This window comes from Paraburkholderia sp. MPAMCS5 (assembly GCF_036016995.1).
In the GTDB taxonomy this organism is placed as follows: Bacteria; Pseudomonadota; Gammaproteobacteria; order Burkholderiales; family Burkholderiaceae; genus Paraburkholderia.
Map to the genome: position 1 here is coordinate 158,324 of NZ_JAYXBK010000004.1, position 22,405 is coordinate 180,728.

Genomic DNA, 22,405 nt, shown 5'->3' on the forward strand with positions numbered 1-22,405 from the left:
CCGGGCCCTTTCAGGCGGAGCGCAAAGCATTGCGCCGCGCAGTCGGCAATTGATTGAAGTAATGCTCGACCCGCGAAAGCGCGTACAGCGCCGCGCGTTGCCGGATGGTCGTGCGGTCGCCGTCGAATACGCGTGTTTCGCTGAACATGTATTCGCCGTCGCGGCGTTTATAGCGCCATGCAAAGCACTGCGTGCCGGATGGTGGATCGGTGTCTTTGGGCGGCGGCCCCGCGAGCCCCGTGTTCGAGACCGCGATCTGTGCCGAGCATGCTTCCAGCGCGAGCACGCCGGCGGCCATCTCGCGCGCGACGGCCTCACTCGTCAAGCCATGTTCTTCGATTGTTCGCGCTTGCACATTCAGCACGCGACATTTGCCCGACGGCGAGTACACGACGATGCCCACGTCGAGACACGCGCCGCTGCCCGGCACGTCGGCGATCAGCGAGGCGATGAGGCCGCCGGTGCACGATTCAGCGGTGGCGATCACGAGACCTCGCGACGAGAGAAACCCAACTACGCTGCGGGGAATGTTCATGGGCGTCCTCACTTTGTCCGCACAAATTCCGGGCTCATCGTTCATGTATAGGCACTCAGCCAGAAGCCAGCAAGTGCGATTCCCGTTGCACGCGCATTTCGCGCGCAGCGGCACGCGGATTGCTTGAGAAAGTGGTCCCCTCACCGGGACGCCATGGTTGTTTGTTCGGTTCGGCTCGCCCATCGGCGGGCCGTTTTTTCATGCGCCGCTGCGCACGTGCCGTGTGCGCCGATCGGTACAGCGTTTGCTGTTTCTCTTTGGCATGCGACGGAAAAGGAGGCGGCGCCCATGATGTTCCCGACAATCGTTATCAACCGCGAGGACGCGTCCTCGACCGATTCGCAAACGCTGCTCGACGAATTGAGCGCCACGCTCGCCCTGCTGACCGGCGACGGCGGACAGAGCCGCTTTTCAGTTTGCGACGTCGCGCTGGAGCGCTCGCGATTTCTGGTAGCGAGAAGCGGCTTCGCCACGCCGCTCGGCTGCGGCGCATTCCGGCCGCTGGGTGAGCATATCGCCGAGATCAAGCGTCTGTACGCGCGTTGCGGCACAGAGGGAGTGGGCAGTGCGATCCTCGCGCGGCTCGAGCAGGACGCGGCGGAACTCGGCTATCAGGCGCTGTGGCTCGGGACGCATCAGGGTAATCGCCGCGCCATCGAGTTCTATGAGAAGCACGGCTTTCATCGCATTCCGCCGTATGGACCGTACGTGAGCAAGGCGCACGCGTGCTGCTTCGAGAAGCGTCTGGATCGTCAGTCGCCCGACAATCGGCGCGAGGCGACCATGCGCGATGCCTGATGCAGTGTCATCTTTATGCGGACGGCGTTGCCGCATAAAGTACCATTCACATCGGCACATTGCTTCGCGTGTAGAGGAGCGGAGTCGATTGAACGAAACGGCCGCATGGCGGACGGCGCGAATTCAAATAGTGCGGCGAGCAGCGCAACATCCGAACATGTTGCAATATAGAGCAATTATTGTGCCTCGCGGCGCTGTGAGCCTTTGCGCGCGGTTGCGCCGGATGGCGGCGGTGTTATGTAATCACCGCTTCATATCGCGGGCGTTCGCTAATAAAATGGCGCTATGCGCATCAACCCGAGGCGGCCGTTTTCCGAGGGGTTTAGTGCGAGGGAAGGCAAAAGAACGGCAAAAGATACGCGATGTATAGGTCGAGGCGCATTAATTTGCCGACTCGATTCAGAGCGTACTCTCCATGGAGCAGGTTAATGGCGCAGGCATACGAGCCCGATGACATCATTCAAAACTGGGCCAATCTCTGGGTTCAGTCGCTGCGCGACTACGCAGTAATCGGCCTGTCGGAAGACGGCCATATCCGCTCCTGGAATCCCGGCAGCGAGTTGATTCACGGCTATCGCGAAGACGAGGTCATCGGCCAGCCGCTGGACATCTTCTATTCCGGCGAAGGGCGCGCCAAAGGGCTCCCGCAAGCGGCACTGGCCACCGCGCGCCGCGAAGGGCGCTTCGAGGGCGAAGGCTGGCGTTTGCGCAAGGACGGCCGGGCGTTCTGGGCGAGCGTCGTGCTCACGGCGCTGCGTTCGAGCGACGGCACGCTGCTCGGCTTCGGCGAAATCGTGCGCGACATGACCGACAAGAAAACGGTGCACGACGCGGTGCTCGAAAGCGAGCGGCGTTTTCGTCTGCTGGTCGACGGCGTGACGGATTACGCGATTTTCATGCTGTCGCCGGAAGGTACGGTGACCAACTGGAATTCGGGCGCGCGCCGCATCAAGGGCTATACGGCCAATGAAATCATCGGCTCGCATTTTTCGCGCTTCTACACGCCTGAAGACGCAGCGCGCGGCCTGCCGCAGCGTGGTCTCGCAGCGGCCGCCCGCGACGGCCGCTTCGAAGCGGAAGGCTGGCGTGTGCGCGCAGACGGCTCGCGTTTCTGGGCGCACGTGGTGATCGACGCGATCCGTGAACAGGACACGCTCGTCGGATTCGCAAAGATCACGCGGGACATCACCGAGCGCATGGAGGCGAACCGCCTGCTCGAAGAGACGCGAGTTGCGCTCGTGCAGTCGCAAAAGATGGAAGCCATCGGCAAGCTGACCGGCGGCGTCGCGCACGACTTCAACAACGTCATGCAGATTCTGCGCGGCAATCTCGAACTGCTGGAAAGCCGCCATAAGCGCGACGGATGGACGCGCGAGCGTCTCGACAAGGCGATCGACGCCGTCGAGCGCGGCGCGAAACTCGCCTCGCAACTGCTCGCGTTCGGACGCCAGCAGCCGTTGCGGCCCATCGTCATCAATCTCGCCGCCGCGATTCGTGGCATGGACGACCTGTTGCGCCGCGCGCTCGGCGAGACAGTGGAGATCGAAACAGTGGTGGCGGGCGGCCTGTGGAATACGCTGCTCGACGTGCATCAGATGGAGAACGTGATCCTCAATCTCGCGATCAATGCGCGCGACGCGATGAAGGAAGGCGGCAAGCTCACGATGGAAGTGTCCAACTCCATGCTCGACGACCAGTACGTCGCGGGCGTTCCGGACATCCCCGCGGGTCAATACGTGATGCTTGCCGTGACCGACACGGGCGCGGGCATGCCGCCGGAAGTGGTGCAACGCGCGTTCGACCCATTCTTCACGACGAAACCCGAAGGACAGGGCACGGGTCTCGGGCTCAGCATGGCCTATGGCTTCGTGAAGCAGAGTGGCGGCCACATCCGGATCTATAGCGAAGTCGGGCATGGCACGACCGTGAAGATCTATTTGCCGCGCTCGACAGAAGCCGCAGTGGAGACGCCGCCCGCGCCGGCCGTCACGCTGCTCGGCGGCACGGAAACAGTGCTCGTCGTGGAAGACGACCGCGAGGTGCAAGCCACGGTAGTCGACACGCTGGCAGGTCTCGGCTATAGCGTGCTAAAGGCGAACGACGCGGAGCAGGCGCTCGCGGTGGTGCGCAGCGGCGTGCATATCGACCTGCTGTTTACCGACGTGGTGATGCCCGGCCCGCTGCGCAGCCCGGCCATGGTTGCGCAGGCGGTGCAGTTGTTGCCGCGCCTGAAGGTGCTGTTTACGTCGGGCTATACGCAGAACGCGATCGTGCACGGCGGCCGGCTCGACCCTGGCGTCGAGTTGCTGAGTAAGCCGTATAGCCGCGAGCAGCTCGCGTACAAGATCCGCCAGATACTCGGCGTGCCCTCGCTGCCGCGCGCGGACCACAGCGCGGAAGCGCGTGCGAAGGCCGCGTCCGACACGCGGCTGCGCATCCTGCTGGTTGACGACGATCGCGAGACCTCCGAGGCGATCGGCGAATTGCTGAAGCTCCTCGGCCACGATCCGTTCACCACGGACGCGCCGCAGCAAGCGCTGCGCATGCTGGAGGCGGAATCATTCGACGTATTGGTCACCGATCTTTCCATGCCCGGCATGCCGGGCATGGAACTCGCGGAACGCGCCGCGCAAATCCGGCCTACACTGCGCGTCATTTTTGCATCGGGTCACGAAATGCCGCGCGTCGATACACTTCCGTTTCGCTGGGGAGCGCTTCGCAAGCCGTATAGCATGGACGAATTGAGTGCGATGCTGCGAGGGTTCGATGCATAACGACAACGACGCCACGCGTATCAGCGTGCGCCACACGTGCAGTTGAATTTGAAATGGGCGACCGCCAGCGCCGCGTGCTGATTGCCGCGGTGCTGCAATTCTTCTGCAAGGATCTTCTGGAATAGCGTGACTTGCGCTTCGCCATACAATACACAGAACTGTTTGAATGTTTCGGCGATAGCGCGCTCTTCGGTTTCGGGCGTCAATGTACTGCCGATATACGAAGAGCCGCGCGCCAGTTCGAGCGCGTACTCGAAACGGGCACTTGCAAGCGCGGAGCCGCTTGATTTTCCCTTCGGCATGCGGGTTCTCTTTTAGTTTTATTGTTGCCCGGCGAGCACGGCCGCGCTTGCCGGGTAGCGTGGTAAATAGGACGTGCGATTGAATCTACCGCGTGAAGCTGAAGGAAATCTTAAGATTGCTTTGTGATGTTGTTTTTCGAATCCGGCGCTTCTGGCCGGCTGCTTTTCGCCACGTGTTTCTAGCCACATAAGTGCGCATCGGCATTCGATGCCGACGCCGCCGGGCAGCTTTCCGCGAGCAGGCGTTCATAGACCTGCAGATAATCGTCGGCCATGCGAGCAGCCGTGAAGCGCTGTTCGAAAGAGCGGCGGCATTGCGCTCTATCTATGTCGCCAATCCTGGCTACCGCACTCACAGCCTGCTCAACGTTATCGACGATAAAGCCATTGACGCCATGCGTGAGCACCTCCGGCACGGCGCCCCGTCCGAATGCGATCACCGGCGTGCCGCATGCCATCGCCTCGATCATGACCATGCCGAACGGCTCGGGCCATTCCACTGGAAAGAGCAGCGCGCGTGCATTCGCCATGAGTTCCTTGCGAAGCGCGCCGCCCACTTCGCCGAAGTACTCGGTGAAGTCGCGCGAACGCGCAAGCAGCGGTTCGATCTGCTGGGCAAAGTACTCTCGCTCGCCGGGGTGAAGTTTGCAGGCCATCTTCAGTGGCAGGCCGGCACGCTTCGCAATGTCGATGGCGAGGTCGGGCCGCTTTCCAGGCATCAGACGGCCGAGAAACAGCAAATAGGGCTCGGGGTTCGGCTGAAAGTCGAATTCGTCGCGCGGCAGGCCGTGATGGATTGTCGCTTGCCAGTTGGCGGACGGGACGGGCTTGCGCTGATCGTCCGATATCGACACGAGCGGCGCCCACGCGAACTCGCGAAAGAGCGGTCCATGATCCACGGGCAGCAATTGACCATGCAACGTGGTCAGCGACTTGCACGGCAACGAGCGTGCGAGCGGAAAGTGCAATGGGTCGCCATGAAAATGGACGACGTCGAATTCATTCGCGAGATGCGCGACGCGCGCGAGCTGCCTCACGTGATGCGTGAGCGTGTCCCACACGGCGCTATCGCGCCACAGTCCGCGCTCGCAAATGGGCACGAGCCGCGCGGACGTGTGCGAGTCGGCGGTGGCGAACAGCGTGACGTCATGGCCTCGTTGAACGAGTACTTCGGTCAGGTACGACACCACGCGCTCGGTGGCGCCATAGGCAATGGGCGGGACGCTTTCATACAAGGGTGCAACCTGAGCGATTCTCACGGGCGATGGGGTCGTGGAGGTTAATGATGACAATGCGCCCTGCGCGATGAACGCGGACGGCGCACTGTCATGCGGTGTTTCAACGCTGCTCTTGCGTCACTTTCGCCAACTCGCTTGCGTTGACGCGCGCCGCGTGTCGCATTGGAAGGCAACGGCGATGAGCAAGACGCGGTCCCGAATGCTCTTCATGCGGCATGGCACGCTCGTGTCGAATCGCTCGAAAAGCCACTAACGAAACCTGCCAATAAGTCGCCAAATAAGTCGCCAAATAAGTCGCCAAACAAAACCCCCGAATTGACGCGCCGCGGCATGCGTGTTGCTGCATCACCGGCGGCGCAACCTGTGCTGTCGTGAATGGGCCGCTACGCGTGGCACGTGGCGTGCTGCAATTCGAGGGCGGCCATTGCTCGCCGCCATCGCGCGCAAGGGTTGCCTTTCGATCAACGCGTCAACTGCCAGGAGAGGATCATGCCGCTGAAAAGAGGGACGTCCAAAGAAACAGTGTCGCGCAACATCAAGACCGAGACGAAGCACGGCAAGCCGCATAAACAGGCGGTCGCCATTGCATTGAATCAGGCTCGCAAATCGGGCGCGAAGATTCCGAAAAAGAGCGACAAGTAATGCGCTCGAAGTGCGTCGCAACATCCGGTTAGAGAGAACAGAGTGGAAACGGTAGGCATGAAAAGCGCGCGAAAAGAGCCAGTCGAACAGACCGGTGGATGCGCATGCAGCGCAGTGCGGTTTCGTGTGAAGGCAGCGCCGCGGCGAGGGTCGCTGTGTCATTGCATGACGTGCCGTCGCGTGCATGGCAGTGCATTCGGCGCTTATGCCATGTTTTCGCGCGATGCCGTGGAATTCTCCGGCCCTGTCCGGGCGTGGCAAAGCTCGCAGGCAGCGTGCAGATATTTTTGCCCGATGTGCGGCTCAGTCGCATTCATGGAATATGCGAGCAGCGATGAACTGGATATACCGCTCGGCGCATTCGATCAGGTCGACATTTACGAGCCGACCGACGAATTGTGGTGTTGCCATAAAGAATCGTGGCTGCCGAAAGGTGTCCGTGCCGAATACGAGAGAAACAGGCCCGAACCGTCGAGCGTCTGACGGGAAACCGAATAGCGACCGAATAGCGCCTGAATAGCCACTGAATAGCCACTGAATAGCCACCCACAGACTGGCGGGCGTTATTTTCACAAAGTAAGGAGCTGAGATGAACGATCCAAAGCAATCCAATACGCAACCGGCCAATCCGAAGGACGCGGGAAAGCAGAGCGGACAGCAACAGCAGAATCAGCAGAAAACGCCTCAGCATCAGGGCGGCCAACGTCAGCCTTGATTAACCGCAGGGATGTTTGCCGGCGCCTTGTTTGAGGCGCTGAAATCTGCCTCTTGCGGAGGGGCGCGGCGCGCATCCGATGTGCGCCGTGCCCATGTCTGCGCCATCGTTATACGTTCTTTTGCACGGCCCAGCATCGAGTCGAAGATCGCAATTGCAGGAATAGAGATGGTGAGAAGGAAGTTGCACTTTCACAATAGTTCGCTGCGAGCCCTCGCATCGCCCAGCGGTATTCCAGCCACCGCAAGCGATTACAGGATCTACCCGACCTATCGGCGCACTGCGGCCGGCGCGTTTGCCGGTGACCTGAAAGTGGTGCGGACCACGGACGACCGTCTGATCTTCCCCTACGACGGCGCGCCCGTGATCGGCCCGTTCGACACTGCGCTGGAAGCACGCGAGGCGGCGGCGCGAATGGGCAGCGAAGTAGTCGCAGCGGATTTGCTGAATCCGGAGACCTGAAAAAAAGTTCACGAACGGAGACGTCGATGAAGACCCTGGAGATCGAACGTTTGCGCCCGACGCAAGTGACTCACGGAGCGCGCGAGGTTCAGCAGAAGAAAAAGTTTTATCAATCGTTGTCCGGACACGATCTGGACATGGCCATTGCCGAGAAGCCGGTGCCGATCGTGCAGGGACCGGGCGGCGAATCGTTTGCCACCGATCATCATCACGTGGCGGCGGCGTTATGGCATGCGGGCATCAAGTCGGTACCGGTCGTGCTGGTTCGCGATCTTTCCAGCTGTTCACCGGCCGAATTCTGGCTCACGCTCGAAAATCACCGCTGGACGTATCCCTACGATCAGCACGGTCAACGCGTCGCATTTTCCGACATGCCGCCGCATGTGTGGCACATGATCGACGATGAGTTTCGCAGTCTCGCCGCGGCGGTGCGCGATGCCGGCGGCTACGCGAAGACGAGTGTGCCGCTGGAGGAGTTTCGCTGGGCCGATCTGTTCCGGAAGATGCTGCCTCGCCCCACAACCGATGCCGAATACGACGCGCTCGTGGGTAAAGCGCTTCAACTGGCGAAGAGCGGCGCGGCGCTCGGCCTGCCCGGCTATGCCGGTCCTGACGAAGAGAAGAGCGGCCGCAAAGCCGGCAAGAAGAATTAAAAGACGAATAAAAAGAAGAACTAAAGGTTGTGTTCACGCTTCGACGGCGTGCCTTTCTCGACGCACGCGTTGACGTCGACGGTTTCCTTGCCCTGCGCGTCGACATCATTCGCAAGCCGCAAGTACGCGGCGGCGATTCGGCGAAGATCGTCTTCGGAAGCGTCTTCGATACCGATCAACTGATTGTTCGCCGCGCGATGCGACGCGAGCAATTCGTTAAGCTTCAGGTGAATCGCAACACTGTCCTTGTTCTGACTCTGCTGGATCATGAAGACCATCAGAAAGGTGATGATGGTCGTACCTGTGTTGATGACCAGTTGCCACGCGTCGGAGAAATGAAATAGCGGCCCCGTGACGGCCCACACGATCACGGTGATCACGGCGAGACCGAATGCGATTGGCGAACCGGCCAGCCGCGTCACGGAAGTCGCGAAGGTGTCGAATGCGCGCGTGACCGGATTGCTCGCGGCATACGCGGGACTCGACGTATCCGGAACGGTGTTCATGCTGTCCGTGCTGGAGCCAGTTTTGGGTTCTCGCATCAAGTTCTCCGGGAAGTGCCTGTGGTTTTCTCACAGCACGCTTTGTGCCACCCGCTTTGTGCCACCCCGCTTTTGCAATGCCCGGCTTGCGTTCAGTTCGCCTTCAACAGCAGGAACAGCCGCCGCGGTGCCGCATGCCGTAGCTTCCCGCGTCTTCGCGGGCGTCCGGCGAACCGCCGCCGAGTGTCGGCGCGCCGACGACCACGCGCTGCGCAGTTTTTCCGCACTGCGGACAGGGCGCGGGTTCGTCTCGTTCGGCAATGCGGCGAAGGGTTTCGAAGCTGCCGCATTCAGTGCATTCGTAATCGTAAGCTGGCATGGCTGTGAATCAGTGTGGTCGGTGAAGAGCAAAAAGGCCGGCTCAATAGTTTATTCGACGTCCGTTCGCAACTGTTCGAGTTTCGCGCGCACGCGTTCGGCGAGCACTTCCGGCGGAAAGGGCTTGCGAATGACTTCCATGTCGGAGAGCGTGTCGCCCGGCGCATAACCGGTGACGAGAATGACGGGCATCCACGGATAGCGTTGTCGCACTGTCTCCGCGACTTGCCGGCCATTCAGCGCGCCGGGCAACGCGACGTCGCTGATCAGAAGATTGAAGCGCGCGCCCGCTTGCAGAAGACGCAATGCGGCAGCGCCGCTGTCGGCTTCCAGCACGCGGTAGCCCTGTTCCCGCAATTGCTCCGCGGTGACTTCGCGAACGATCTGCTCGTCCTCGACGAGCACGATGGTTTTCGCGGCGTCCTGCTCGCTTTTCTCGACGTCCTCTCTGTGCGCGAGCGCCGGCATGCACAGGCGCACGGTCGTGCCTTTACCCACGGTGGTTTCCATTTGAACGATGCCGCCGGATTGCCGCACGAAGCCGTAGATCTGACTCAGGCCGAGGCCGACGCCCTGGCCGGAGGGCTTCGTCGTGAAGAACGGTTCGAATGCATGCTCCATGACCTTGGGCGACATGCCGGTGCCGGTGTCCGACACTGCAATGCAGCAGTAACGCCCCGCTTGGGCGTCCTCGAAGCCCGTGACGTCGGCTTCGTTCAGTACCGCTTCATTCGTGCTGATGGTGAGCCAGCCGTCGCCCGGCATTGCGTCGCGCGCGTTCACGCACAGGTTCATCAACGCGCTTTCCATCTGGTTCGGATCGCATTGAACGAGCCAGGTGCCGTCGCCGAGTTTCAGTTCGACGTCGATGCCCGTGCCGACGACGCGGCGGATCATATCCTCCATGTCGCGCGCGATGGCATCGAGGCTCACGAGACGCGGTTCGAGTGTTTGCTGGCGTCCGAATGCGAGCAGTCTGTGCGTGAGCGTCGCGGCGCGCAGCGCGCCTTTTTCCGCGCGTTCGACAAGCGCGACGACATCGGCCGGCCGCCCCTGCTGCATACGCACGCGAATCAGGCTGAGGCTGCTCATGATGGCCTGGAGCATGTTGTTGAAATCGTGCGCGATGCCGCCAGTCAGTTGGCCAATCGCCTTCAGTTTCTCGCTGTGGCGCAGACGATCTTCGGCGCGCGAGCGCTCGCGGGCTTCGCCATGCAGCGTGTCGAGCGCATGTTGAAGTTCGGCCGTGCGCTCGGAGACGCGTTTTTCGAGTTCTTCGCTGGCGCGTTGCAGCGCTTCACGGACACGCGCCTGCTCTTCGATATCCGTCGATGTGCCGAGCCACGCGACCACGCGTCCTTCTGCGCGAACCGGCGTCGCGCGCGTCTGGAACCAGCGGTATGCGCCGTCGTGAGCGCGACGGATGCGATGCTCGATCGCATATTCTCCTTTCGGCTCGCACGCGTTCCATGCCGCCATCGTCGCCTGGCGATCGTCCGGATGAATGCCGTCGAGCCATCCGAAGCCGCGGCTGTGCTCTTCTGGAATGCCGCTGTAGTCGATCCACTGCGGACTGCTCCATGTGCGCTCGCCGGTGCTCGTGCACGTGAAGACCAGTTGGGGAATTTGCGTCGCGAGCATGCGATAGCGCTCTTCGCTCTCGCGCAACGAAGTGGCGTGCTTGCGCGTTTCCGCGGCGATGCGAAGCCGCTCGACGGCCGCGGCCAGCAGATTCGCATACGAGCGTAGAAATGCGGTATCGGTCTCGCTGAAGTCGCGCGGCGTGCGGCTGTCCACCTGCAATACGCCATACGCGGACCGGCCCTTTGCGCCCAGAATGACCACGTTGATCATCGCCTTCACACCGGCATCGACAATGAACTGCGAATAGCGAAAGCGCTTTTCCGTTGCGATGTCGCGTGAGATGACGGGCTGGCCTGTTTGCAGTGCGTAGCCCTCGGACGAGCCGCGCTCCGCGCGCGCCGTGGCATGACCCCCCACGCCGGGCGGCCAGCCGGCGCCCGCGCGCACGAGGAGCGTGATGCGGTCGTCGTGCAATTCCATGACCTTGGCCATGTCCGTTTGCAGTGCTTCGGCAACGAGGCGGCAGGCTTCCGTGAGAATTTCGTCGAGATTGTCGGAGCGGAGCGAGAACTCGCCGAACCTCGCCAGGATCGCTTGCTGGTTGAGCAGGATGGCCTGGCGATCCGGAATGCGCACGAGAACTCCCTTTTTGTATGAGTTGACGAAATCGGGCCGCCCCACATTGAGGCGGCCCCCTTGGACAACGAGCCAGAATCGTTCCCGATACTGTCAATGCAAGCGTCTGCATTTTGTGAGGAATCAAAAACGTCTTGAGCGGCAAGGAACGCGTGATGCTCCGATGTTGCCACCGGAATGCGAACTTGAAGGAGGGACACATGGCAGCGTCCGATTCGAATTCGAGCGGCGGTTCAATCCGCAAATTCATCGATGTGCAGAAGGCGTTGAAGGGCGTTTCCTATCCGGCCGACAAAACGAGCCTGCTGGACACGGCAAAAGCCAACCAGGCCGACGACAAAGTACTCGACGCGCTCCAGCGGCTGCCGGACCAGACGTATGGAAGTCCCGCGGAAGTGTCGAGGGGCGTAGGCAACGAATGACGGCGCGAGGGCGGCTACGCGACGCGCCCGTTCGCGGTCAATCCTCGGTCAATTCTGCAAGCATCGGAACTAACTACACAGCCGCAAGCCGAGGCGGGCGGCACGCGTGCGCCGGCTTAAAGCGCCCAGCGTATGACGCGGGAGTCGCGATTCGACCCGTGTTGCGAGACTCGTCGGCTTGCGCGGATGGCGTGGCCGAGGGCGCTCATTGCGCTTGCCGGGTATGGTCGATGCTTTCTATTTGATAACCATGAACCCCTGCCGCGCCACGCGCGACGAATTGGACGGGTGCTACCATGCATTGGAATCTGAAAGGCGCGGTGCTGGCCGTGTCGATTGCCGCGTTGGCAATCGGTGCGTCCGGTTGCAAGAAGGTGGACGACACGAGCAAGGACACCATGAGTTCCGGCAGCAGCGGGGTGATGAGCAATTCCGCGGGCCTGAAGGGCACGAGTGGCGAAAGCGATGCAGCGAAGCGCGCGAGCGATGCAGCGGCGGCTGCGAGCATGCCGCCTGCGCCCGGCAATGCGGCGAGCGCGGCATCGGGCAGTCAATAGCATGTTAGCCGGGCTGAAAACAGAAGGCTGAGAGGAGGCGAAAGCAAGGGTGAAAGAAAGTTCGAAAGCAAGTGCGCGGGCAAGCGGCGATCTTCCTGCCGAACAAAATATCCGCATGCAGCAACCCGTTGGCATCACATTCCGTTTTGCAGATCTTCAGGATGCCGAAACCATTCGTACGATCGAATTCGAGGCGAGCCTGCGCTTCATGAGCGTGGGCATGGCGGGTATTGCTGACGCGCCGCCGATGAATCTCGCGCTGGTCGAACGCAAGATTGCGGCACAGGAAATCGTGCTCGCGCTGGATGTGGACGGCATGTGTGCCGGATTCGTGATGTTCGAGCCGCAGCCCGCGCGCATCTATATTCAGGAACTCGATGTGCTCACGTCGCATGCAGGGCGGCGCATCGGCGCAGCGTTGATCGGGCAGGTCGAGCAACTCGCGCGCTCGCGCGAGCGCATGCAACTGACCCTGTCCACGTATCGCGAAGTGCCGTGGAATGCGCCGTATTACCGGCGTCTCGGTTTCCGCGAGATCGCCGGGACCGAACTCGATGCGGCTCTGATCGCGCGGCGCGACGCGCATATTGCGCGAGGACTCGACGAATCGAAACGCGTGTTCATGCGGCGCGATCTCGCGTGAACGGCGCGGCAGCGGTCGTGCAAACGAACGCGGCGGGCGTGACCGGATATCGCTCCGATCACGCCCGTCGCTTTGACTGCTGCTTCACAGCAGCCGGTTTTCTCGCTTATTCCACCGCTTATTCCACGGTTTCGAGCGCCGGATAATCGACGTAGCCCGTCTCGCCGCGTGCATAGTAGGTGGCTGGATTCGGCTGGTTCAACGGCGCATTCGTCGCAAAGCGGCGCACGAGGTCCGGGTTCGCGATGAACAACTGGCCCCATGCCACGGCGTCCGCGTCACCGGCGTCGAGCACGTGCTGTGCGGTGTCCTTCGTGAACTTTTCATTCACGATATACGGGCCGCCGAATTCCTTTTTCAATTGCGGGCCGAGGCGATCTTCACCGAGCGCTTCGCGCGCGGCGATAAACGCGATCTTGCGCTTGCCGAGTTCGCGAGCCACATAACCGAACGTTGCTGCCGGGTCCGAGTCGTCCATGTCGTGCGAGTCGCGGCGCGGTGCAAGGTGCACGCCCACGCGATGCGCGCCCCATACGTCGATGCACGCGTCGGTGATGTCGAGCAGCAGACGCGCGCGGTTCTCAATCGGGCCGCCGTAGGCGTCGGTGCGCTTGTTGGTGCCGTCCTGCAGGAACTGGTCGAGCAGATAGCCGTTCGCGCCGTGCACTTCCACACCGTCGAAGCCCGCCGCTTTCGCGTTCTCCGCGCCTTGGCGGAATGCCTGAACGACGCTGGCGATTTCATCGAGTTCGAGTGCGCGCGGCGTCACATACGGACGCTCCGGACGCACGAGGCTCACGTGACCCTTCGCGGCGATGGCGCTCGGCGCGACGGGCAGTTCGCCATTCAGGAACAGCGGATCGGAAATGCGGCCGACGTGCCACAGTTGCAGAAAGATCTTGCCGCCCGCGGCGTGCACGGCGTTCGTGACGAGCTTCCAGCCTTCCACCTGTTCCTGCGACCAGATGCCCGGCGTCTCGGCGTAACCCACGCCTTGCGGCGTGACCGAAGTGGCCTCGCTGATGATCAGTCCGGCCGTGGCGCGTTCAGCGTAGTACTTCGCCATGAGCGCATTCGGCACGCGAATTTCCTCGGCGCGCTGACGGGTCAGCGGCGCCATGATGATGCGGTTCGACAACGTGAGGTCGCCAATTTGCAGCGGATCGAAAAGAGTCGGCATAAGTGTTCACCTTTGGCTGAGGCGCGGACGCCAGAGCCTGAAAAATAGTTGCGTGGCAACGAAAAAGCGAAGGAAGCGGCGATGCGGGACGCGTCAGAGCTTGGAGTTCATATGCTCGAGGAACGCCTGAATAACGGGCTCGTTACGTTTGAAAAACACCCATTGGCCGACACGTTTCGACGTGACGAGCCCCGCGCGCTGCAACGCGGCGAGATGCGCCGACACGGTGGACTGCGAGAGTCCGCAGCGCGCGTCGATCTTGCCCGCGCACACGCCGTGATCGAGCGGCAGTTCCTGGTCGGCGAAATGCGCGTACGGCTCGCGCAGCCAGCCAAGAATCTCGCGGCGCACCGGATTGGCGAGCGCTTTGTGTATCGCGTCGATGTCCGGTGCGATGGGGGTTCGTTTCATTCGTCAACTACCGTCGAACTGTTTCAAGGGCGAGGCGTGGCGCGACGTCCTTTCGTCTGCGTCCTCGTGACTGCATCGCTACAGTTCGAAGTATATATCGTAATTTCCCGATATGCATCGAGTCACTACTGACAGTGGGGAATAGACTTATCGACATACAAAAAAGCCCGCAAAAGAACGCGCGCTTTCACCGCGGCGCCACGCCGTGATGCCGGAATCCGCATGTTCGATGCGGTTTCCATCCAAGACCCGCTTATTTCGGCTCCCTATACTCGACCGACGATGCCCGGCGCCACGGCGCTCCCCTTTCTGGAAGGAAGCTATGTCGACGATTCCCGCGCGAATAGAACGCCTGCCGTACTCGAGCTTTCATCGGAAACTGTTGTGGCTGGGAGGACTAGGCTACGTCTTCGATGCAATGGATGCCGCCGTGCTGGCGTTCATGCTGCCCGTGCTGCGCAACCAGTGGCATCTGACCAGCGTGCAGACCGGCGTGCTCGGCAGCGGCACCTTTATTGGCTACTTCTTCGGCGCCGCGCTCGCCGGCATCCTCGGCGATGTGATCGGCCGACGCAAAGTCATGGTATGGGCGCTGATCATCTATTGCATCGCATCGCTCATCAGCGCCACCGCGCAAGATTGGCCATTTTTCATGGCGATGCGCATCGTCGCCGGGTTCGGCACCGGCGGCGAAAGCGCGATCGTCGCGCCGTTTCTCTCGGAGTTCTGCGCGCGCAAATATCGCGGCACATTCACCGGCAGTCTGGCGGCGTTCTTCTCGTTCGGCTTCGTCGCCGCCGCGATACTCGGCTATCTGGTCATACCGTTGTCGCCCGACGCCTGGCGGATCGTCTCGGTGATCACCGCACTGCCGATCGTCATGCTGCTCTGGTGGCGGCGCGCGTTGCCCGAATCGCCGCGCTGGCTCGACAGCCGCGGCAGAAGCGCGGAAGCGGCGGTGATCGTCGACCGGATGGAAGCGGTGGTGCACGCCGCCGGCCTGCCGCTCCTGCCGGAGCAGCCGCTCGACGCGAACGTGCCGGCTCCCGTCGCGCGCGGCACGCCGCTCGGCAATCTCAAGGCGCTCTGGTCGCGCCGGCTGGCCGGCATCACCGCGATGGCCTGGATGATGTGGCTGGCGATCACCTTCAGCTACTACGCGTTCTTCACGTGGATTCCCGGCCTGCTGGTGCAAAGCGGCATGACGATCACGCGCAGTTTCTCCTATTCGCTGGTCATGTACATCGCGCAGATTCCCGGCTACTTCTCGGGCGCGTGGCTCAATGAAAAGATCGGCCGGCGCGCGACCATCGTGACGTACATGGCGCTCGGCGGATGCTCCGCGTTAGGGCTCGCGCTCACGCACGGCGATGCCCAGATTCTGACCTCGGGCTTTTTGCTGTCGTTCTTCATGAACGGCACTTATGCGGGCGTCTATGCATACACGCCCGAAGTGTTCCCCACCGACGTGCGCGCGACAGGCATGGGCATCTCGTCCGCAATCGGACGTCTCGGCGCCATCGCCGCGCCGATCCTGGTCGGCTATCTTTACCCGCGTCTGGGCTTCGGCGGGGTGTTCGGCGGCACGACGCTGGTGCTGATCATCGGCGCGCTCGCGGTGCTGATCATGGGCGTGCCGACCCGCGGCCGATCGCTGGAAGAGATTGCCGCGATGCGCCTGAAACGCTGAAACGCTGAAACGCTGAACCGCTCACAGCCGGCGCATCGCGCGCTCGCGCTCCGCAACCCGAGGAAGAACATATGGACCGCATCCTGTTCAAAAACGGCGCTTTGCTCGATCCGCTGCAACACGCATTGCAGCCGGGCCATCATCTGCTGGTGGAAGGCGACACGATCAAGGACATCTCGCAGCAGCCAATTGACGCGCGCGACGCCCAGGTCATCGATCTCAAAGGCAAGACCATCATGCCCGGCCTGATCGACTTGCACGCGCACATGGTCGCGACGCAGTTCGATTTGCCGAGCCAGGTGAACATGCCCAACGTATTCGTCACGCTGAAGGCGCTGCCGATCATGCGCGGCATTTTGCGGCGCGGCTTCACCACCGTGCGCGATGCGGGCGGCGCGGGCTTCGCGCTCAAGCAATCGGTGGAAATGGGTCTTGCGCAGGGGCCGCGCCTGTTCGTTGCCGGGCGCGCGCTCAGCCAGACCGGCGGCCACGGCGACGGACGCGCGCGCACCGACTTCATGCCCGGCGACGCGCCTTGCAACTGCTGCGTGCGGGTCGGCGCGTTGAGCCGGGTCGTCGACGGCGTGGACGCGTTGCGCCGCGCGGTGCGCGAGGAACTGCAGATGGGCGCCGACCAGATCAAGATCATGGCGTCCGGCGGCGTCGCGTCGCCGACCGATCCGGTTGGCGCGCTCGGCTACTCGGAGGACGAGATTCGCGCGGTCGTCGCCGAAGCCGAGGCGCGGGGCACCTACGTGATGGCGCACGCGTATACGGCCGAATCGATGCAGCGCGCGGTGCGCTGCGGCGTGCGCACGATCGAGCACGGGAATCTGATCGATGAGCCGACCGCCGCGCTGATGGCCGAGCGCGGCGCGTACGTGGTGCCGACGCTGGTGGCTTACGAGGCCTTGCATATCGAGGGCGTGCGCTTTGGCTTGTCGGCGGAGAGCGCGGCCAAGATCGACATCGTGCGCGAAGCGGGCTTGAAGTCGCTGGAGATTTTCAGGCGCGCCGGGGTCAAGATGGGCTTTGGCTCCGATCTGCTCGGGCCGGGCCATCGTATGCAAAGCGACGAGTTTGCGATCCGCGCGCAAGTGCTGAGCCCCGCCGAGATAATCGGCAGCGCGACCACCATCGGCGCGGAAATCCTCGGCATGACGGGCAAGCTGGGACGCCTCACGCCGGGCGCTTATGCCGACGTGCTGGTGGTCGACGGCGATCCGTTCCGCGATCTCGGTTGCCTCGCCGGGCAGGGCGAGCACATTCCGCTGGTGATGAAGGGCGGGCGCGTCGAGTTCAACGAATTGCATTGAACCGGCGCGAGCTGTTCTGCGGACGGCGGCCGCCGTTTCTGTTTTGCGTCCGCCGCCGTCTGCGCATCAAAGCGACAATGCGAACCGATGACGACGTCGCGCCATCGCCATCGGTAGGGATCGTGTTGCGCGCCGACTCCGCTGTCCACCCCTCTCCTTCTTGCCGCGGAACAACCTGGTTGCGGCGGCTGCGCGCCACGCGCCTGTTCCGGTTGCACCGAAATCGTGACGATGACCCGAATCGGCGCAGCCGGTCGATCTGCGGGTCAATCTCCATGACGCAGCGTTTCTCAGCAGAGCTTTAATCAGCGACAATACCTCTTTGGTAGTGGACTTCCGGGTGGCTTAATAAAACAAGGCCCTGCGGGGCGCGCCCGGATCGCGTGGAACGGCCTCAGAACATGAAGAGCGCGCCGTTAGTCCTACAATATAGACGCCGACGAGCATGGCTCTACGCTCGCACGGCGAGCTACGTCGTCGCGAGACAATCGAGGAGAAGCGCAGTGTCAAAGCAAAAGTCGACGCCCCAGAATTCGACGAATTCACTGCTCACGGTGAAAAGCGCCTTGCGCTTCCCAGTAGTGGGCATCGGCGCATCGGCAGGCGGCGTGGAAGCGTTGCAAGTCTTCTTCGAAAATGCGCCAAACAGCATGGATATGGCGTTCGTCGTTGTCGTGCATCTGGCGGCAGGGCAACTCAGTCACGTGGACGACATCCTGCAACGCACGAGCGGCATGCCGGTGCGCCAGGTGACATCCACCATCCCGATTGAAAAGAACCACGTTTATGTCATCGCCCCCGGCAAACGGCTGGAAATGTCAGACGGATGCCTGAGGACGTTCGACCAGGAATTAACTGCTGGGCCCAGTTTTGCGATCGATCATTTTTTCCGCACGCTCGCCGACGCCCACGAGCAGCACGCGATTGGCATCGTGCTGTCGGGCGCGGGATCGGATGGCGCCGCGGGTCTGAGCCGCGTCAAGGAAGCGGGCGGCATCACGCTCGCCCAGGCGCCGGCCGACGCCGAGCACGCGGAAATGCCCCAGCACGCGATTGCCACGAGTCAGGTCGACATCGTGTTGCCCGTCTCCGAAATGCCGCAGCGGCTGCTCGAATTGTGGGCGAACGCCCAGCGCATCGAGTTGCAGGATCTCGAAGTGGCGGAGGCCGCCCAGGAACGCGGCAAGCCGCATCCCAACGATCCCGAGCGAGCGCTGTCGGACATCCTGATGCATCTGCGTGTGCGCACCGGCCATGATTTCCGGCTCTACAAGCGCGCCACGGTTTTGCGGCGCATCGAGCGGCGCATGCAGGTCAACGGGCAGCGCGATCTGATGGGCTACCGCGATTTCCTGCGCGCCACGCCCGACGAAGCCAACGCGTTGCTCGGCGACATGCTGATCGGCGTGACCCAGTTCTTCCGCGACCGCGAAGCGTTCGACTTCCTCGAACGGGAAGTGATCTCCACGCTTTTCACTCAGGAACCCGGCGACGGCCAGGTGCGCGTATGGATTGCAGGATGCGCGTCGGGCGAGGAAGCCTATTCGCTGTCGTTGCAACTCGCGCAGGCCCGCGAGGCAGCGGCTTCGGGCAGGTCGATTCAGGTATTCGCCACCGACATCGACGAGGCCGCGATTGCGCGGGCGCGCACCGGCTCCTACCCGCTTTCGATTGCCAGCGATGTGCCGCCCGCGCTGCTGCAACGCTATTTCGTTCGCGAGGGCGCGCATTACGTGATCGCCAAGGCGGTGCGCGAGCGCATTCTGTTCGCGCCGCACAGCCTGCTGCGCGATCCGCCGTTTTCGCACCTCGATCTGATCTCCTGCCGCAATGTGCTGATCTATCTGGAACGGGCGGTGCAACGGCAGATACTCGAACTGTTCCACTTCGCGCTGCGTCCCAACGGCTTTCTGTTCCTCGGCACGGCCGAGTCCGCCGACGCCGCAGACGACCTGTTCGTCGTGGTCGATAAAAAGTGGCGTATTTACCGGGCACGCGCGGTCGCGCACCGCGCCAAGCCGACCGTGGGCTTCCCGCCGCTTTTCCAGTCCGATTCCAGCTCGCCCGACGAGCGCAGCGCGCCGGCCGTGCCGCTGCGCACGCCGGCAAGTCCCGCGCAGCGCAATTTCTCGTTCACCGAGTTGCACCAGCGCGCGCTGGAAACCTATTCGCCGCCGAGCGTGATCATCGACCGCGATTCGAACGTCGTTCATCTGTCGGATAACGCCGGCCGGTTCCTGCGGCATGTCGGCGGCGAGTTGTCGAGCAACATCATGACGCTCGTGCTGCCCGATCTCCGGCTCGATCTGCGCACGGCGATTTTCCGTGCGCTGCAAACCGGCACGAGTGTCGAGGCGCGGCGGGTCAAATGGGTTCATGAGCCGCGTCCTTCGTGGATCAATATGACGGTGCGGCCGTTTCACGACAATGTCGCCAACGCTGCATTCCTGCTGATCGTGTTCGACGAAGTCGCCGGCCACATGACCGACGAGGAACTGGCGGAATCCGCCGGGCAGGACCCCGTTCTCGCCCAGCTCGAACAGGAGTTGCAACATAGCCGCGAGCAACTGGCGACCATCATCGAGCAATATGAAACGTCGGTGGAGGAGCTAAAGGCTTCTAACGAGGAACTCCAGGCGATTAACGAGGAATTGCGCTCCACGAGTGAAGAACTCGAAAGCAGCAAGGAAGAGTTGCAATCGGTCAATGAAGAGTTGACCACCGCCAACGCCGAGATGCAGGCGCGGATCGAGGACACGGCCAAGGCCAACGACGACCTGCACAACATCATCGCTTCGAGCGAGATCGCCACGGTCTTCGTGGACAAGGAAATCAGGGTCAAACGCTTCACGCCGAACGCCACGGCCATTTTCAATCTGATCGACACGGACCTCGGCCGCTCGCTCTTTCACATCACGCATTCGTTGCGCTATCCGACGCTCGCCGACGACGTGCGGCAATCGTTCCAGTCGCTCAGGCTGACGGAGCGGGAAATTCAGAGCGAGGCGGGCCGCTGGTATCTGATGCGGCTCCTGCCGTACCGCACGGCGGACGATCACATCGACGGCGCGGTGATCACGCTGATCGACATCACGGACCGCCACGAAGCCGAAGAAGCCGCGCGCGCGGGCGAACAGCGCCTGCGCCTCGTGGCGCAATCCACTAAAGATTACGCGATCATCATTCAGGACCGCGCCGGCAAGATTGCGAGCTGGAACGCGGGCGCCGAACGGATATTCGGCTACCCGGAAGAAGAAGTGGTGGGGCGCGATATCGAGCTGATCTACGAGCAGAACGACCGGCAAGCGTTCGTGCCCGCGCGCGAGCGCGACACGGCGGAAAAGGAAGGCCGCGCCGACGACGAGCGCTGGCACCGCACGCGCGACGGCCGCCGCATCTATTGCAGCGGAGTCGTCACGCCGATCACCGACACCGCGTTCAGCGGCTTTGCGAAAATCCTGCGCGACCTGACGGCGCGGAAAATGCACGAGGACGCGAGCCGCGAAGCGCTCGCCCGCGAGCAGGCCGCGCGCGAGCAGGCGCTCAGCGCCAACCAGTTGAAGGACGAGTTCATCGCCGTGCTGTCGCACGAGCTGAAGCATCCGCTGAATCTGATCGGCGTGAAGGCGGAAATGCTGCCGCGCCTGCCCGAAGTGCGCCATATCGCTGCGGTTCGCGAAGCGGCCTCGTCGATCCGGCACGCGGTGCGCAGCCAGGCCCAGATCATCGACGATCTGCTCGATCTGTCGCGCATCCAGACCGGCAAGCTCGCGCTCGAAGTGTCGCGCGTCGATCTGTCGGCCATGCTGACGAATATCGCCGACACCTGCGAGGAGGACGTGCATGCGCGGGGCATCGCCATGGAAATCGAAGTGCCCGACGAGCCGGCTATCACGCTTGCCGACCCGGTTCGCTGCGAGCAGATCATCTGGAACCTCGTATCGAACGCGCTGAAGTTCACGGATGCCGGCGGGCGCATTCATCTGCGGCTCGCGCACGAGGGCCGCATGCTGCGCCTCGATGTGACCGACGACGGACAGGGCATCGACCCTTCAGTCCTGCCCCATGTCTTCGAGATGTTCCGTCAAGGCCCGCGCACGCGCGTGAGCGGCGGCCTCGGCATTGGCCTTGCTCTCGTCAGGCAGCTTGTCGAGATGCACGGCGGCAGGATCAGCGCGGAGTCGGATGGACCCGGCGCGGGCACCGTGATGACGGTGTGGCTGCCGTCGGTCAGTGACGAACGTGCGCCTTTGCCCGATATCGCCGTGGAAAACCGGAGTATCGCGGGGCTGCGCATCTTGCTGGTCGAGGACGACCAGGAGACGGCCGCATCGCTTGCCAGCCTGCTCGAACTCGAAGGCGCGCTCGTGCGGGCGGCGACAAGCGGGCCGGAGGCGCTGCGGATTCTGGAAGAGGCGCCGATCGACGCGCTCGTGTCGGACATCGGTCTGCCCGACATGGACGGCTACGAACTGATGCGCCAGATCAGGGCGAATCCGCAATGGACGGGGCTGCGCGGCGTCGCGCTGACCGGGCACGATCGGGGCGAGGACATTCAGGCGGCGCATGAAGTCGGCTACGACGTGCATCTGGCGAAGCCGCTCGAATTCACGCGCTTACTCGATGCGCTTGCCGTCCTGACAACTGAACAGAGAAACGGCACAACGAACTGACGTCGTCGTCACCCACGCCGATGCGCGAAGCATGCGCCGCGTGCAAGGGCGGGATCGCGGGGCGTTCACTCGGCGTCCCGCTTGTTCTGCATGCGCAGGCGCGCAATATTTTCAATGATCGCCTCGCGATGGAACTGGAACTGCGTCAGCGTCGTTTGCATGGTGAGAAGGAAGTCCTCGGCGCGTGTCTTCTGGTCGCTTTCTGGCGGCATCGACGCAATCGCAATCTGCTGCTGCTCGATACGGCGTACCGCCTCCACGATATGCGTGTCGGCCTGCCGCAACTTGTCCAGTTCCCCGGATAAGGTCAACAT

22 protein-coding genes are annotated in these 22,405 nt (G+C 62.6%); 13 read left to right on the forward strand and 9 right to left on the reverse strand.

The window, feature by feature from the left end; all coding sequences use genetic code 11:
* Positions 1–10: 10 nt before the first annotated feature.
* Positions 11–535, reverse strand: coding sequence for a CinA family protein (locus VOM14_RS11045; protein WP_327628745.1), 525 nt, complete (start codon positions 533–535; stop codon positions 11–13).
* A 288-nt stretch (positions 536–823) separates the two neighbouring features.
* Here VOM14_RS11045 and VOM14_RS11050 point away from each other — a divergent pair, with 288 nt between their 5' ends.
* Positions 824–1,333 (forward strand): GNAT family N-acetyltransferase, encoded by a 510-nt coding sequence (locus VOM14_RS11050; protein ID WP_327628746.1) that lies wholly within the window; start codon positions 824–826, stop codon positions 1,331–1,333.
* 428 nt (positions 1,334–1,761) lie between these two features.
* Complete coding sequence (locus VOM14_RS11055; protein WP_327628747.1) at positions 1,762–4,107, forward strand: PAS domain S-box protein; 2,346 nt, start codon at positions 1,762–1,764, stop codon at positions 4,105–4,107.
* A 20-nt stretch (positions 4,108–4,127) separates the two neighbouring features.
* On the opposite strand, the gene VOM14_RS11060 is transcribed toward VOM14_RS11055, so the two are convergent.
* Positions 4,128–4,409: a hypothetical protein gene (locus VOM14_RS11060; protein ID WP_327628748.1), complete on the reverse strand. Its 282-nt coding sequence runs from the start codon at positions 4,407–4,409 to the stop codon at positions 4,128–4,130.
* Positions 4,410–4,588: 179 nt separating this feature from the next.
* Positions 4,589–5,668, reverse strand: coding sequence for a glycosyltransferase family 4 protein (locus VOM14_RS11065; protein ID WP_327628749.1), 1,080 nt, complete (start codon positions 5,666–5,668; stop codon positions 4,589–4,591).
* Positions 5,669–6,136: 468 nt separating this feature from the next.
* Here VOM14_RS11065 and VOM14_RS11070 point away from each other — a divergent pair, with 468 nt between their 5' ends.
* From VOM14_RS11070 to VOM14_RS11090, 5 genes are all read left to right on the forward strand, one after another.
* Positions 6,137–6,289 carry a DUF6496 domain-containing protein gene (locus VOM14_RS11070; RefSeq protein ID WP_228881016.1) on the forward strand — a complete coding sequence of 51 codons (153 nt, stop codon included), beginning with the start codon at positions 6,137–6,139 and terminating at the stop codon, positions 6,287–6,289.
* A 57-nt stretch (positions 6,290–6,346) separates the two neighbouring features.
* Positions 6,347–6,772, forward strand: a complete 426-nt coding sequence (locus VOM14_RS11075) for a GFA family protein (protein ID WP_327628750.1) — start codon at positions 6,347–6,349, stop codon at positions 6,770–6,772.
* Between the two features lie 106 nt (positions 6,773–6,878).
* Positions 6,879–7,004: a hypothetical protein gene (locus tag VOM14_RS11080; protein ID WP_327628751.1), complete on the forward strand. Its 126-nt coding sequence runs from the start codon at positions 6,879–6,881 to the stop codon at positions 7,002–7,004.
* Between the two features lie 168 nt (positions 7,005–7,172).
* The gene (locus tag VOM14_RS11085) at positions 7,173–7,466 is read left to right on the forward strand and encodes a DUF6723 family protein (protein ID WP_327628752.1); all 294 of its coding nucleotides are present in this window, start codon (positions 7,173–7,175) and stop codon (positions 7,464–7,466) included.
* Positions 7,467–7,492: 26 nt separating this feature from the next.
* Positions 7,493–8,119: a ParB/Srx family N-terminal domain-containing protein gene (locus tag VOM14_RS11090; RefSeq protein ID WP_327628753.1), complete on the forward strand. Its 627-nt coding sequence runs from the start codon at positions 7,493–7,495 to the stop codon at positions 8,117–8,119.
* Between the two features lie 20 nt (positions 8,120–8,139).
* Here VOM14_RS11090 and VOM14_RS11095 read toward each other — a convergent pair whose 3' ends face one another.
* The 3 genes from VOM14_RS11095 to VOM14_RS11105 all read right to left on the reverse strand — a co-directional run bounded on the left by VOM14_RS11095 (position 8,140) and on the right by VOM14_RS11105 (position 11,199).
* Complete coding sequence (locus VOM14_RS11095; RefSeq protein WP_327628754.1) at positions 8,140–8,661, reverse strand: low affinity iron permease family protein; 522 nt, start codon at positions 8,659–8,661, stop codon at positions 8,140–8,142.
* Positions 8,662–8,764: 103 nt separating this feature from the next.
* On the reverse strand, positions 8,765–8,980 hold the full coding sequence (locus VOM14_RS11100) for an FmdB family zinc ribbon protein (RefSeq protein ID WP_327628755.1): 216 nt from the start codon (positions 8,978–8,980) through the stop codon (positions 8,765–8,767).
* A 50-nt stretch (positions 8,981–9,030) separates the two neighbouring features.
* Complete coding sequence (locus tag VOM14_RS11105; protein WP_327628756.1) at positions 9,031–11,199, reverse strand: ATP-binding protein; 2,169 nt, start codon at positions 11,197–11,199, stop codon at positions 9,031–9,033.
* A gap of 200 nt (positions 11,200–11,399) precedes the next feature.
* Here VOM14_RS11105 and VOM14_RS11110 point away from each other — a divergent pair, with 200 nt between their 5' ends.
* The 3 genes from VOM14_RS11110 (at position 11,400) to VOM14_RS11120 (ending at position 12,821) form a co-directional block, all read left to right on the forward strand.
* Positions 11,400–11,621, forward strand: a complete 222-nt coding sequence (locus VOM14_RS11110; protein ID WP_327628757.1) for a DUF2795 domain-containing protein — start codon at positions 11,400–11,402, stop codon at positions 11,619–11,621.
* Positions 11,622–11,917: 296 nt separating this feature from the next.
* Positions 11,918–12,178: a hypothetical protein gene (locus VOM14_RS11115; protein ID WP_327628758.1), complete on the forward strand. Its 261-nt coding sequence runs from the start codon at positions 11,918–11,920 to the stop codon at positions 12,176–12,178.
* Between the two features lie 115 nt (positions 12,179–12,293).
* Complete coding sequence (locus tag VOM14_RS11120; RefSeq protein WP_327628759.1) at positions 12,294–12,821, forward strand: GNAT family N-acetyltransferase; 528 nt, start codon at positions 12,294–12,296, stop codon at positions 12,819–12,821.
* A 118-nt stretch (positions 12,822–12,939) separates the two neighbouring features.
* Here VOM14_RS11120 and VOM14_RS11125 read toward each other — a convergent pair whose 3' ends face one another.
* Entirely contained in the window at positions 12,940–14,001 is a 1,062-nt protein-coding gene (locus VOM14_RS11125) for an alkene reductase (protein ID WP_327628760.1), read from the reverse strand.
* Between the two features lie 93 nt (positions 14,002–14,094).
* On the reverse strand, positions 14,095–14,412 hold the full coding sequence (locus VOM14_RS11130; RefSeq protein WP_013591875.1) for an ArsR/SmtB family transcription factor: 318 nt from the start codon (positions 14,410–14,412) through the stop codon (positions 14,095–14,097).
* Positions 14,413–14,734: 322 nt separating this feature from the next.
* On the opposite strand from VOM14_RS11130, the gene VOM14_RS11135 reads away from it, so the two are divergent.
* From VOM14_RS11135 to VOM14_RS11145, 3 genes are all read left to right on the forward strand, one after another.
* The gene (locus tag VOM14_RS11135) at positions 14,735–16,102 is read left to right on the forward strand and encodes an MFS transporter (RefSeq protein ID WP_327628761.1); all 1,368 of its coding nucleotides are present in this window, start codon (positions 14,735–14,737) and stop codon (positions 16,100–16,102) included.
* A gap of 71 nt (positions 16,103–16,173) precedes the next feature.
* Positions 16,174–17,418 (forward strand): metal-dependent hydrolase family protein, encoded by a 1,245-nt coding sequence (locus VOM14_RS11140; protein WP_327628762.1) that lies wholly within the window; start codon positions 16,174–16,176, stop codon positions 17,416–17,418.
* A gap of 503 nt (positions 17,419–17,921) precedes the next feature.
* The gene (locus tag VOM14_RS11145; RefSeq protein ID WP_327628763.1) at positions 17,922–22,091 is read left to right on the forward strand and encodes a CheR family methyltransferase; all 4,170 of its coding nucleotides are present in this window, start codon (positions 17,922–17,924) and stop codon (positions 22,089–22,091) included.
* A 65-nt stretch (positions 22,092–22,156) separates the two neighbouring features.
* Here the strand turns inward: VOM14_RS11145 and VOM14_RS11150 are convergent, their stop codons facing one another.
* Positions 22,157–22,405: a hypothetical protein gene (locus VOM14_RS11150; RefSeq protein WP_327628764.1), complete on the reverse strand. Its 249-nt coding sequence runs from the start codon at positions 22,403–22,405 to the stop codon at positions 22,157–22,159.

Excerpts from the sequence above, each read along its gene's own strand:
- VOM14_RS11045 (WP_327628745.1), bottom strand. The coding sequence starts at position 535 with ATGAACATTCCCCGCAGCGTAGTTGGGTTTCTCTCGTCGCGAGGTCTC.
- VOM14_RS11050 (WP_327628746.1), top strand. The coding sequence starts at position 824 with ATGATGTTCCCGACAATCGTTATCAACCGCGAGGACGCGTCCTCGACC.
- VOM14_RS11055 (WP_327628747.1), top strand. The coding sequence starts at position 1,762 with ATGGCGCAGGCATACGAGCCCGATGACATCATTCAAAACTGGGCCAAT.
- VOM14_RS11060 (WP_327628748.1), bottom strand. The coding sequence starts at position 4,409 with ATGCCGAAGGGAAAATCAAGCGGCTCCGCGCTTGCAAGTGCCCGTTTC.
- VOM14_RS11070 (WP_228881016.1), top strand. The coding sequence starts at position 6,137 with ATGCCGCTGAAAAGAGGGACGTCCAAAGAAACAGTGTCGCGCAACATC.
- VOM14_RS11075 (WP_327628750.1), top strand. The coding sequence starts at position 6,347 with ATGAAAAGCGCGCGAAAAGAGCCAGTCGAACAGACCGGTGGATGCGCA.
- VOM14_RS11080 (WP_327628751.1), top strand. The coding sequence starts at position 6,879 with ATGAACGATCCAAAGCAATCCAATACGCAACCGGCCAATCCGAAGGAC.
- VOM14_RS11085 (WP_327628752.1), top strand. The coding sequence starts at position 7,173 with ATGGTGAGAAGGAAGTTGCACTTTCACAATAGTTCGCTGCGAGCCCTC.
- VOM14_RS11090 (WP_327628753.1), top strand. The coding sequence starts at position 7,493 with ATGAAGACCCTGGAGATCGAACGTTTGCGCCCGACGCAAGTGACTCAC.
- VOM14_RS11095 (WP_327628754.1), bottom strand. The coding sequence starts at position 8,661 with ATGCGAGAACCCAAAACTGGCTCCAGCACGGACAGCATGAACACCGTT.
- VOM14_RS11100 (WP_327628755.1), bottom strand. The coding sequence starts at position 8,980 with ATGCCAGCTTACGATTACGAATGCACTGAATGCGGCAGCTTCGAAACC.
- VOM14_RS11110 (WP_327628757.1), top strand. The coding sequence starts at position 11,400 with ATGGCAGCGTCCGATTCGAATTCGAGCGGCGGTTCAATCCGCAAATTC.
- VOM14_RS11115 (WP_327628758.1), top strand. The coding sequence starts at position 11,918 with ATGCATTGGAATCTGAAAGGCGCGGTGCTGGCCGTGTCGATTGCCGCG.
- VOM14_RS11120 (WP_327628759.1), top strand. The coding sequence starts at position 12,294 with ATGCAGCAACCCGTTGGCATCACATTCCGTTTTGCAGATCTTCAGGAT.
- VOM14_RS11125 (WP_327628760.1), bottom strand. The coding sequence starts at position 14,001 with ATGCCGACTCTTTTCGATCCGCTGCAAATTGGCGACCTCACGTTGTCG.
- VOM14_RS11130 (WP_013591875.1), bottom strand. The coding sequence starts at position 14,412 with ATGAAACGAACCCCCATCGCACCGGACATCGACGCGATACACAAAGCG.
- VOM14_RS11135 (WP_327628761.1), top strand. The coding sequence starts at position 14,735 with ATGTCGACGATTCCCGCGCGAATAGAACGCCTGCCGTACTCGAGCTTT.
- VOM14_RS11140 (WP_327628762.1), top strand. The coding sequence starts at position 16,174 with ATGGACCGCATCCTGTTCAAAAACGGCGCTTTGCTCGATCCGCTGCAA.
- VOM14_RS11150 (WP_327628764.1), bottom strand. The coding sequence starts at position 22,405 with ATGTTGACCTTATCCGGGGAACTGGACAAGTTGCGGCAGGCCGACACG.